This is a genomic window from Parvularculales bacterium, from assembly GCA_036881865.1.
Classification (GTDB): Bacteria; Pseudomonadota; Alphaproteobacteria; order JAPOUT01; family JBAJNM01; genus JBAJNM01.
In genome coordinates this window covers 1-13,307 of record JBAJNM010000061.1, presented here as the reverse complement: position 1 = coordinate 13,307, position 13,307 = coordinate 1, and the positions used below count along the sequence as shown (strand labels likewise).

The window sequence follows — 13,307 nt, the reverse complement described above, 5'->3', positions numbered from 1 at the left end:
TGTCGGGGCTCTCAACCCGGCTTGTGTTATACAACTGATAGACGGGGTCGCTCGCGCTGCCGGTCTCGGAAAGCGTGAAAAGGAAGATGTGCTCATCGGCCCCGGGGCGAGGGGGGTCGGGTGTGATGGCGTTGGCATGCAGGGACCAGGCTGATCCGTCCCTGACCGCCCAGATGCGGTAGTCGTTCTCATCCCCCGTTGAAGGGAGGCCGCTGATCATACCCGTGATGGGGATAGCGCTGCCCACGCCCTCCCGCAGCAGGAAGATGGTGATCGCCTCATCGGCAACGGCCCCGTCCTCCAGCGCGGCGCTGACCATGAACGTGTGCATCGGAACATCATCGCGCCCGGACTGGTCCACCTCGGAGCGGTAGATGTAGAGGCTTGCCGGATCGGTGATGAGCGATGTTGCGGGTGCGAAGGTCGGGGCGTCATCATGATTTGAGATCTCATCAACGCCGGTGATGTTGACCACAAGTTCATGCCGGGCGGTGCTGCCGCCCGTACTCGCTGTGACCGCGAAGGTAATCGTCCTGGTGTCCCCACTCTCAAGGCTACTCGCGCCTGTATCATCGGTATCGAACCGCCAGGCACCGGTGCCCGCATTGTAGAAGAGGGTGCCGTAGGTTGTCGTCTGGCCATTCGCCGTTACACTGTCGGTGATCTTGTGGGTGAAGGCATCACCAACACCATCGCTTGCCTCGACGGCCTGCGCTGACGTGGTGCCCAGGGCAACGTCATAGGATGCGGCAGCGGTGCTATCACCGGGATTGGCGGCCCGGAAGACACCTTCGGGATCAGTGAAAACCGTCACCCCCGGGGTATCGGCAACCTCAACCAGGGTGACCTGGTCCGAGATAAGATCAAAGCTCCTGCCGTCTTCAACCTTCTCGGTGTGATAGATCCGGTATCTTGAATCGCTCTCGCCGCCGGTCTCGGAAAGTGTGAAGAGGAAGACAAACTCCTCACCCAGTTTGGGGTTGGGACGGGTGATGCTGTTATGGGCATAAAGGAACCAGAAATCACCATCCCTGATGGCATAGATGCGGTAGTCGGTCTGATCGCCCGCAGCCGGCAGATTGCGGATCGTCCCCGTGATATGGGCGGACCCGCCCTCCCGCAGCAGGATGATGGTGATCGCATCGCCGCCGATTCTGCCGGGGCGGTCGCCTGTATTGACCTCCCCGCCGATCACGCCGAGATCGATGCTGGACAGGAACGTATGTGTGCCGATCCTGCTGTCCTGGATATCCGGATCCGACCGGTAAATGGAGTAGGCGCTCCCCCTTGCCGTGATCTCGGAGGTGACGGGGGCGAAAGCGGGGGCGGCGGCGGTATGTCTGATGGTCAGGGCCTGCGATGTGCTCGCTCCATTGCCATTGTCGCCGGTTATTAAATGATGTTTGCTCATGATTTAGAATTCTTTAGCTAGAGTAGCCAGAATATTACGGTCTTTATGTCTGATCTTTTCTAAGTTCTTCATCCGCTTGTCAAATTCTGCGGGGGAAAGGGAGGTCAGTCTAAATAAACCGTCTGGACCTTCTGCGAGATAAAGTGTGTCACCAACTTTAACCTGAAGTCGTCTAATTACTTCTTCAGGTAACTCAATACCTTCGGATGAACCGAACTTGGTAACTTTAACTGCGAACATATTTATCTCCGTATCTGCATACCAAGCATACTATTCAGCACGGTTCTAATCAACTTGCTAACCCACTTGCAAACCCACTTGCAAACCCACTTGTGTGTAACACATGCGCATTGGAAAATCTCCGATGCGCCGATGGCGGCATCGAAACTGCCGCCGGGTCCGGCCGGAACCGTGGTGATTAAGGCTGCATCAGAGGTTAAAGAGAAGGTCATATTAAATTGAATTCGCTTGACTTTTGCAAGGGTGTAGTTTGAGTCCCCGTCGCTGCTGCCAGCGGTACAGATCAAATTGTTTCTTCTGTTAGGGGACGTATTCCGCGCAGCATGGCAGCTACCTTTGACTTACGCTTGGCTTCCAGCATGTCATAGTCATTCTGCAATCCCAGAAAATAACCTTCCGAAAGTCCGAAGAAGCGGCATAAGGGCAAATCGGTTTCCGCCGTAATTCGTTGGTTGGTATTGATAATTTTTGACAAAGTCGCCCGTGAAATTCCCGTTCGCCGCGAAAGATCAATTGCTTTCATCTCCAACTCATCAAGGAAATGATGCTGTAAAATCTCGCCCGGATGCGGGTTATGTATTTGTTTCCTGAGCATGGTTTTATCCTCTGTGATAATCCACAATTTCCACTTCATGGGCTTCATTATTTTTCCACTTAAAACATATGCGCCACTGGTCATTGATACGGATGCTTGTTTGTCCTGCTCTTCTCCCGCTTAGATTTTTCAACCGGTTGCCGGGCGGACTCCTTAAATCATTCAGGGTGCTTGACCTGTTAAGCATACGCAGTTTTTCAAGAGCTCTTGCTTGCACATTAAATGGTAGTTTGCGTGATTCCACACCATTCCAGAGATGTTCGGTCTCCCTGCATTTAAAGCTCTTAATCATTACTGTAACAAATAATTTGTTTCTTGCCAAGAAACAAGGCAATAAGTGTAAAAGTTATTTTTCCCTGATTTTCTGCGGGGTTTGTGGAAGTTTTATCAAAATGGAAATGATAGATAAAATATTGAATCCCTTCTATCAACAATGGGGTAAGCGGGGATTTGGCAAATCACAGATGGCCGGCCACCAGAACCCGCCAGAACCCGCCAGAACCCGCCGATTTCCCTTCAGGGCAGGCAAGGGTCGGGGGTAATTTGCCACCCTGTCAATAAATCATGGAATACATTTGACTGTTAGCGGTAAATAGCGGAAAATCCTTACTATATGCGTGTGATGGACTGATGTCCGTGGTCCGCGCATGGTAATGTGGCGAGTCAGAACATAACAACTGAGTGGTTTTGAAATGAGTCTCACCGTAACATCAGGTCTGTTTAATCTCTGGAGCAGGACGATCTCCTTCACCCTGCCTGCGAACTGGGGCAGGTCAGGCGAGACTTCGGGTGGCAACATCCCCTTGACCACATTAGAGAGTGTTAATGGCAAAGCCATCGTGGGTATCAGTCTCACCGGCGAGAACCAGGCTGCATACTCTGTCATCCAGGATGCGACGAGCGGTGCGTACGATATAGGGTATATGCCTTCCTATGATTCAGGACAGACGGACGCGCCGACCTCGACCACGCTCACGGTGTATTACCGGGGCGATGACGGGGTCCGGCATACCGAGACCTACACCATCGAGATCAACTTTAAGAATTTCACTACCGTCAAATTCGGTGACAGTGGCTCTCCCTGGTCAGATCACAACTACAACAGGATCTGGTCTCTCGGCGATGATGCCTATCTGTCCGGGACGGACGGCGATGACTGGTTTGAAGCCCATGACGGCGATGACGTGGTGTATGGCTTCGACGGCGATGACTGGATGGACGGCAAATACGGCGATGACACCCTTTATGGCGGCGCCGGCAACGACAGGCTGGTCGGCAGGTATGATAACGACACGTTCTACGGCGGCCGCGGGGTCGACATTTTTTATGGCGGCGTGGGTGATGACATCTATGTCCTCTATCAGGGCCCGCACGCAGCGGGCGAGGTTAATCGTGACGAGGTTGAAGATTTCAGTTACGGCCGTTCTCACGGCTCAAGACACAATCGTGGGAAAGATCTGGGCCATGACCGCATCCGCGTTGAAACGGCGACAGGCAGTGAGACCACCATTGAGGCTCTGCAGGCCGCCGCCAATATCCGCTGGACCCAGAACAGCGATTACAACTATGAGGGCGACCCCGAGGGTGACAGCGGCTGGCGCGTCATCAACGACTCCGGCAAGAACGACACCATCATCTATGACACCAGAGGCACCGCAGACACCGGCGATGACCGCGTGATCATGGTTCTGCAGGATTACTCCCGGCCCCTGACCATGGACCAGTTCCAAGTCGTCAAGCGCAAGGGGCTGGACGGCATTGATGAGGGCGATGCGGTGTTCACCATCGCCACAACGGGCAATCCGAAAACGCCGGTTGTCGGTGATGTGCTGACCGCCACCGAGAGCCTTCCCGACCCTGATGTCAGCGCATCGCCCCGCTACAGCTACCAGTGGTTCCATTCCGGCATCGGTGATGCCGGCTACGGGGATATCGTAGGGGCAACCGGTGCGAGTTACACCATCGGGGCCGCTGATGTGGGCAATACCCTCGGCGTCCGTGTCAGTTATACCGATGGCGACGGTTTCAATGAACTTGTTACGGCCACGCAAACCGCAGCGGCAACGGCATCACCGGAGATCAGCAGCCAGCTTGCAACAGGTCTTGCCCTTGGGCCGGGTGGCGTGACCACGATTGCCGAAAATGCCGATGTGTCAAACGGGATCATGATCGGCAGGATCAATGTCACCGACCCCGATGGCGGCGCCTACGGAACCCTTCAGCTTGCCGGCGATGATGGGAGCATGTTCGAGATTCGTGAGGCAGCCGACGGGCACGAACTCTGGCTGTCGGCCGACGCGTCGCTTGACCATGAAAGTGCATCAACGCTGGATGTCCGCGTGCAGATCCTTGAAGATATCAGTGTCTTTGCCGATGTCCCTGTGACGGTAACCAACGTTGATGAAGGTGCCGCCGGATACGCCATCACCTCAAACGGCAATGTGGATGCCCCGGAGGCCGGGGATGTGCTGACCGCCATCCGTGTGGCTGACGATCCCGACGGCAACGGTAACAGGCACACTTATCAGTGGTTCCATGTCGGCCGCGGTGACATTATCGGTGCGACCGACCAGCAATACACCATCGCTGAAAGTGATGGCGGCAAGACCCTCGGCATACGCATCACCTACTTTGACAGAAACGGCTGGTACCAGGCTAACCGGGAAAATGTTACGGTGACGATGGCTGAACCTGTGGACAGCGGGGATGACAGCAATGCAAGAGAGTTGTCTCTGGCACCGGGTGCTGTGACGACAATCGTGGAAGGCACCTTTTTTGGTCATTCGAAGGGACCGAAGGTGGGTGATATCCTCGCCAGCAATGCGTATGGCACACTGGAACTTGCCGGACCCGATGCCCCCATATTCGAACTTTACGGGAACGAACTCCGGTTCAGGGTGGATGCTGTCACCGACCATGAAACCGCTCCTGAAATCACTGTCCGTGTCCAGTTGAAGGAAGACCCCGGCGTCTTTATCGATGTCAACATCACGGTAACAGACTTCGATAATTATCGGGCAGAATTCGACGCTCCGGCAACCCCGGGCCTGAGGCTCTACGGCGACACCGGTGATAATGAGATGTATGGCAGTGCCGATGATGACTTCTTCTGGGGCGGCAACGGCAATGACGTGATGTATGGCGGTGATGGCCATGACTATTTCGACGCTGTCGGCGGCTACAGTAACGGCAATCTCACGATATATGCAGGTGCCGGCAATGACGTCATCTATGGAAGTTCCCAAAACACATGGGTGCCGAATACGATCCCCGATGATGATGTGATCTATGCCGGCGATGATGCCGACTATGTCAGTTCAGGCGCCGGCGATGACACGATTTACGGCGAAGGCGGCGATGACAGGATCTATGCCGGCCGCGGCGACGACACGGTGTATGGCGGCAAGGGAATTGATAAGATACCCGGTCATAGCGGCAACGATATTTTCGGACTCTATCAGGGCTCTCATGCCGAAGGTGAGGTCAATCGCGACGACATCATTGGTTTCCAGTCACGGTATTACTCCTCGACCGGCTATTATGGCGATCGCATCCGTGTTGAAACGGCGACGGGCGGCGAGACCACGCTGGAAGCCCTGAAGGCCGCCGCCAACATCCGCTGGACCCAGAACAGCGACTTCGACAATCCCGAACATTACTGGGGCTACGGCAGCGACACCATCATCTACAATACGATGGGCACGGCAGACACCGGCGATGATAAAGTGATCATGGTTCTGCACTCATACACGACAACCCTGACCATGGACCATTTTGATGTCGTCAAGCATCAGGCCTCAAACCCCGGCACGGATGCGGATGAGACGGTCGATGCGAGCATGGAAGGCGGCACCGGCCATGATACGATGTACGGCCGCGGCGGCGAAGACTGGATCGACGGCAACCACGGCCATGATACGATATACGGCGGCAGCGGCACTGACTGGATTTCCGGCGGCACCGGCCATGACACGCTCTATGGCGAAGCTGATGACGACCGTCTGTATGGTAATTCCGGCAATGATACCCTTTATGGCGGCTCAGGGAACGACACGCTCCGCGGCGGCAGCGGTCATGACACGCTCTATGGCGGCGACGACGCTGACGGGCTGTATGGCGATGGCGGGGATGACACGCTCTATGGCGGCGGCGGCGGCGACAGGGTGAGCGGTGGCGAAGGCAATGATACGCTCTATGGCGAGGACGGTGATGACCGGATGTTAGGGGGTTACGGGGATGACATCCTCTATGGCGGTTCCGGCCGCAACTGGATGATGGGTAATCAAGGCGATGACATCTTCGTTCTCAATCAGAACGCGCAGTCCGGTGATGTTGACCATGTCGCTGATTTCAGTTCGGGCGGCAGGTCAGGATACTACGGAGACGGAACAGAAGGCGGGAATGACCGCATCCGTGTTGAGACGGCAACAGGGGCTGAGACGACGATTGAGGCCCTCAAGGCCGCGGCCAACATCCGCTGGACCCAGAACAGGAATTATGACGAGGACCGCGCCCAGCATAATCAAATCGATATCAACGATACCATCATCTATGACACAAGAGGAACTGCGAGGACCAGTGACGATAAGGTGATCATGGTTCTGCATGATTTCACCGCCCCCCTGACCATGGACAATTTTGAAGTTGTCAAACGCGTGGGTGACCCGGATGAACCCGCTGTTCCTGATGTGGACAACCCGGCAACGGGGCTTACCCTTGCCGCCGGTGCCTTAATCTCAATTGCCGAGAATGCGGATGTGTCAGGAGGGGTCAGGATTGGCACGATCAATATCACCGACCCTGACGGCGGTGAATACGGGACACTTCAGCTTGCCGGTGACGATGCGGGCAAGTTCGAAATCAGGGGTGTTGAGCTTTGGCTGAAGGCGGGCGCGGAACTTGACCATGAGAGCGCGGCAGCACTGGATGTCCGCGTGCAGCTCAGTGAAGATACCAGCGTCCATACCGATGTCCATGTCACGGTCACCAACGTGGATGAGGGGGCTACAGGATACGCCATCACCTCAACCGGCTATGCGGCCTCCCCGAAGGCCGGAGATGTGCTGACTGCGGGCAGGGTGGCTGACGACCCCGATGGCAACGGTAACGGGCACACTTATCAGTGGTTCCATGTCGGCCGCGGTGACATTATCGGTGCGACCGACGCACAATATACCATCGCCGAACGCGACGGAGGCAAGACTATCGGAATCCGCATCACCTACAATGATTACGGGGGTAACCGGGAAATTGTTACGGCGGTGATGACTGAACCCGTGGAAATCACACAAGTCATCACTGACGACGGGCTGTCTCTTGCACCGGGAGCCGTGCTGACCTTCGTTGAGAACACAGATAAATTTCATCAGAGACCCAATGGACACAATGTCGGTGAAATCGTGGGCAGCAACACTTACGGTGAGCTTGAGCTTTCAGGTCCCGATGCGCCCATGTTTGAACTTGACGGTAACATGCTCAGGTTCAAGCGGGGTGCTGATCCCGACCATGAAACTGCTCCCGAGATCACCGTCCGTGTTCAAGTCAAGGGTAACCCTGACATCTTTTTGGATGTCGACATCACGATAACCGACTGGGATAATTATCGGGCCGAATTCAACCCGGATTCGAAACCGGGCCTAAGGCTGTATGGCGACGACGGCAAGAACACGCTGTATGGCAGCTCTCTTGACGACTACTTCCGTGGCTACGAAGGTAATGACATAAAATATGGCGATGATGGTCATGACTATTTCTCCGGCGATTCGGGTTTAGACACGATCTATGCCGGTGCCGGTCATGATGTCATCTACGCCCTTGGCGATTACAACGTCATATACGCGGGCGATAACGCTGACTACGTCAGTGCGACCGGACTGGTTTACGGCGGTGGCGGCAATGACAGGATCTATGTCCATGGCGATGACAACACTGTTTACGGCGGCAAAGGCAATGATGAGTTACATGATATTGGCGGGCGCGTGACCTTCGGCCTCTATCAGGGGGGGCATGCCGAGGGTGAAGTCAACATTGATAATGTCTATAGTTTCGGTTCATACGCATATCTATTCAATTCCCGCGTGACCAACCGCATCCGTGTTGAAACCGATACGGGCGCTGAGACCACCATTGAGGCCCTGAAGACTGCCGCCAATATCCGCTGGACCCAGACTACCGTATTCCGGAATCCGGATTCCCGGTGGGATGACCGTTATGGACATGACACCGTCATCTACAACACGATGGGCACGGCAGACACCAGCGATGATAAGGTGATCATGGTCCTGCATAATTTCACGGCCACCCTAACCATGAGCCATTTCGATGTCGTCAAGCGATGGTCTTCAGACCTTGGCACAGATGCCGATGAGACGAAGGAAGGCGGCACCGGTGATGACACGATCTACGGTGGTGGCGGCGAGGACAGGATTTCTGGCGGCTCCGGTCATGACACGCTCTATGGCGAAGGTGATAGCGACCTTCTGTATGGTAGTTACGGCCATGACACGCTCTATGGCGGAAGCGGTAATGACTACCTCAGCGGCGGCAGCGGCCATGACACGCTCTATGGCGGCACCGGTCATGACTCGCTCCGTGCCGGCAGCGGCCATGATACCCTCTATGGCGGCTCTGGCAATGACACGCTCCGCGGCGGCACCGGTAATGACACGCTCTATGGCGGTGCGGACGGTGGTAGCGGTGACGCGCTGTATGGCGGCGACGGCGATGACACGCTCTATGGCGGCGACGGTGGCGACGTGCTGTCCGGCGGTGAGGGCAATGACACGCTCTATGGCGAAGACGGTAATGACCGGATGCTAGGGAATTACGGGGATGACATCCTCGATGGCGGTTCCGGCCGCAATTCGATGATGGGTGGTCAGGACGATGACATCTTCGTTCTCAATCAAGACTCGCGGTCCGGCGATATTGACCATGTCGCTGATTTCAGTTCGGGCAGAAGCTCAGGATACTGGGATGGGACAGAGGGCGGTAATGACCGCATCCGTGTTGAAACGGCAACAGGGACCGAGACGACGATTGAGGCCCTTAAGGCCGGTGCCAACATCCGCTGGACTCAGAACAGGAATTATGACGAGGACCGAGTCCAGCATAATCAAATCGATACCCATAATCAAATCGATATCAACGATACCATCATCTATGACACCAGGGGCACCGCGGATACCCGCGATGACAAAGTGATCATGGTTCTGCACGATTTCACCGCCCCCCTGACCATGGACCATTTTGAAGTCGTCAAGCGCGGCGATGACACGGACGACCCTGTATCGCCGCCTGTTATCGACAATCTCGCAACGGAAATCACCCTTGCCCCGGGATCCAAAACATCTGTCGCCGAGGATGCGGATACATCGGCCGGGATCAGGATCGGTAATATCTGGGCGACAGATTCTGATGGCGGTTCTTTTGGGACGTACGAGCTTGCGGGTGACGATGCCGACAAATTTAATATTATCAACAGCTGGGGGGTAAGCGAAGCCGAGCTTTGGCTGGATCCCGGAGTGTCACTCGACCATGAGACAGCCGATACCCTTGATGTCCGCATCCAGCTCGTTGAGGATAACACAGTAGGTGTGGATGTCACGATCGCAGTGACCAATGTTGATGAAGGTGATGCCGGACTCTCCATTGCCGTCAATCACAGGTTTGTTCCCACGCATGTTCCCACGGTTGGTGATGTGCTCACCGCCTTTCCCGGATTTGACGGCTGGAACCTGGCAGGTGTTCCTGACCCCGATGGAGGTGAGCACGATTATGCCTATCAGTGGTATCATGTCGGTGGCAACGATATCGCAGGAGCCACCAATCAACGCTATACCATCGCCGCATCTGATGCGGGCGAGATAGTCGGTGTCCGTGTCACCTACATTGACCGTGTAGGCGTGCATGAAACCATTACGGCTCAGATCAATGCAGCAGTGGATGATGGTGTGGACAACCTGGCAACGGCTCTTGCCCTGACAGCAGATTCTGTGACTACATTGCCCGAGGCGGGACTTTACCCTTTCCCCCCGATTTATATTGATGTCACTGACCCTGACGGCGATGAATACGGGACGCTTGAGCTTGTCGGTGCTGACGCGCAAATGTTTGAGCTTCGCGGCACCCAGATTATCGGTGCACCTGGCATGCACAGGGACTATGAGACCTTCCACACAATTGAATTTCGTGTCCAGCTCGTGGAAGATCCCGGCGTTCACGTCGATGTCACCATCAATGTGACCGACCGTGAAGGTTTTGCAACCGAATTCGGCATCACTGATCCGGTAATGGGCATGAGATTGTACGGGACTGATCGTTCGGAAACGATGTATGGCACCGATGACAATGACTATGCCGCTCTTCGCCAGGGTCACGATGTGGTGTATGGCAGGGACGGGCATGACCTTTTCCTCATTAACGGCGGCAATAACACGATATACGGCGGTGCCGGTCACGATGTCACAAATAACGGTGGCGGGGTCGATCAGGACACGGGCGGGGATAATACGGTTTATGCCGGCGATGATGCGGACTATGTCAGTATCGGTTACGGGAATAACACGATTTACGGTGAAGGCGGTGATGACAGGATTTATGTCGGCGTCAATGGCAACACGGTGTATGGCGGCAAAGGAAATGACAATATCTACAGTCGATCCGGTGGCAGCGTTGATATTTTTGGCCTTTATCAGGGATCTCATGCTGAAGGCGAGGTCAACCGTGACAATATATGGGGATTCGATTCACACTATCATCCAACGTCAGGTTACAACGGTGATCGCATCCGTGTTGAGACGGAAACCGGGACTGAGATCACGCTGCAGGCCCTGAAAGCCGCAGCCAATATCCGCTGGACCCAGGACACTATCTACAACACGATGGGCACCGCAGATACCAGCGATGACAAGGTGATCATGGTTCTGCATAATTTCACTGACACCCTGACCATTGAGCATTTCGACATTGTTTCAAAGACCGGTAAAACCGGCTTCTCCTGGGAGCTGGTCGGCAGTACCGGTGATGATACGCTCACCGGCGACGATGTCCGTTATGAGGTCCAGGGTCTTTCAGGTCATGATACGCTGTACGCCGGTACTGCTCGTTACAATGTGCTTTATGGCGGCACCGGCCATGACAAACTTTATGGCGGCACCGGTCATCGTGACGAGCTGTTTGGCGGATCGGGTCATGACCTGTTGGATGGCGGCGGCGGTGAAAACAAGTTGTGGGGCGGTTCAGGCGATGACATCTTCGTGCTCAATCAGGGCCAGCACCCCGACGGTGTTGACCGTGTCATGGATTTCACCTCAGGAGCAAAATCGGGAATTTTTGCAGCCCGCACCAATCTCGTATCGAATGGCGGGAATGACCGCATCCGTGTTGAAACCGAAACAGGTACCGAGACGACAATCGAGGCCCTGATGGCTGCAGCCAATATCCGCTGGACCCAGAACAGTAAATATTTACCGTCCGGCCTGGACACAGATCCCGGATCGAATGATACCATCATTTATGACACAAGGGGCACGGATGACACCGGCGATGATAAAGTGATCATGGTCCTGCACGATTTCACAGCCCCCCTGACCATGAAGCATTTCGAGGTCGTCAAGCGCGATGTGCCGGTTGACCCGGAAGTCGCCCCGGTCTTTGATCCCCTCCCGACGGACCTGAGCATTGATGAGAACATCGATGCCACGGGCCCGTATAGCCTCAGGCTGGTCGGCCGGGTCAGGGCCACGGATGCCAATGAGGGCGATACGGTCAAATATGAGATCAGCAGTGCCAGGGACCGGGACGGCAATGACGTGGCCGGGTTTGTCATCGATGACAGCGGCGATATTGCCTATGAGGGAACGGGGCTTAACGCTGAAGCGACTGCGGAAGTCGTCCTTGTGGTCACAGCCACGGACGGCACACTTCTGTCCACTGAATCCGGCGAGATCATCGTTGCCGTTAACGATGTGAATGATGCCCCGACAACGTCTGACAGAACTGTCATCGCGATCAGGGAGCCTGTGGAATACGCATTCTCGGGTTATGATTTTGCGTTTGCCGATGAGGATTCCGGTGATGCGCTTGTTTCGGTCACCATCACGTCCCTGCCGGAGCGGGGCACGCTGACCTTCCGGGGCGAAGATGTTAAGGCGGGTGATGTGATCAGCAAAGATGATTTTGGCGACCTTCTCTACACGTCCGACCCGCTGGCAGTGACCCGGTATACCGCAGAATTCACTTTCACCGTGAGTGACGGTGAGGCGAGCAGTGCCGAAGCCACATTTACCATGATTGTGGATGCCATTGATAATCACGCAACGGCGATTGCTGTCCTGCCTGAGAATCCCTCGATTGCCGAAAATGCCGATGTCTCCAAGGGGGTCAAGGTCGCTGTCATTGCCATCACCGATGCCGATGGCGGCTCCTACGGAACGCTTGAGCTTGTCGGCGAGCATGCTGACATGTTCGAGCTTCAGGACCGGGAGCTCTGGCTGAAAGCGGGGGCATCGCTCGACCATGAAAAAGCCGACACCCTCAATGTCCGCGTCCAGCTTGAGGAATATGATGTTGTTGGTCAGGATGTTGCCGTCGAGGTCACCGATGCCGCTGATAACAGTGCCGTGTTTGAGATCGTATCGCCTGAAGGTGATATTGATAACCCCGTGCTTGGTGACAGGCTCTTCATCAAAGAGGTTATTGCAGACCCAGACGGCATCGATGGCGAATATAGCTATCAGTGGTTCTATGTCGGTGGCGAGGATGCCGAGGGTGCGACCGGTGCTCGGTTTGCGATCGCGAAGACTGATATCGGCAAGAGCATCGGCGTCCGTGTCGCCTACACCGACGGTGCCGGAACGGATGAGACCGTTGAGGTGAAGATGACCGTCTTCGCGCAGTATGAGTTGCCTGCAGCCGCGGCTGCGCTTGAGACGGTTGATCTCAGCGAAATGGAGGATGGCAGTAAGAACGACAAGGCGAATCAGGTCAGAACCGGGATCGGCGAGACGAAGATCAAGACCGGAGCCGGCGATGACAAGGTTGATGCCGGGCTCGGTGACG

At 55.4% G+C, this 13,307-nt stretch carries 4 protein-coding genes; 1 reads left to right on the top strand and 3 read right to left on the bottom strand.

The window, feature by feature from the left end:
* The 3 genes from V6Z81_09930 to V6Z81_09920 form a co-directional block, all read right to left on the bottom strand.
* Window positions 1-1,411 (bottom strand): VCBS domain-containing protein (locus V6Z81_09930; GenBank protein MEG9862783.1); only part of this gene is annotated, 1,411 nt, incomplete at its 3' end.
* Between the two features lie 3 nt (window positions 1,412-1,414).
* Window positions 1,415-1,651 (bottom strand): hypothetical protein, encoded by a 237-nt coding sequence (locus tag V6Z81_09925; protein ID MEG9862782.1) that lies wholly within the window; start codon window positions 1,649-1,651, stop codon window positions 1,415-1,417.
* A gap of 283 nt (window positions 1,652-1,934) precedes the next feature.
* Window positions 1,935-2,285 (bottom strand): HigA family addiction module antitoxin, encoded by a 351-nt coding sequence (locus tag V6Z81_09920; protein MEG9862781.1) that lies wholly within the window; start codon window positions 2,283-2,285, stop codon window positions 1,935-1,937.
* Between the two features lie 653 nt (window positions 2,286-2,938).
* Here V6Z81_09920 and V6Z81_09915 point away from each other — a divergent pair.
* Window positions 2,939-13,307 (top strand): hypothetical protein (locus V6Z81_09915; GenBank protein MEG9862780.1); only part of this gene is annotated, 10,369 nt, incomplete at its 3' end.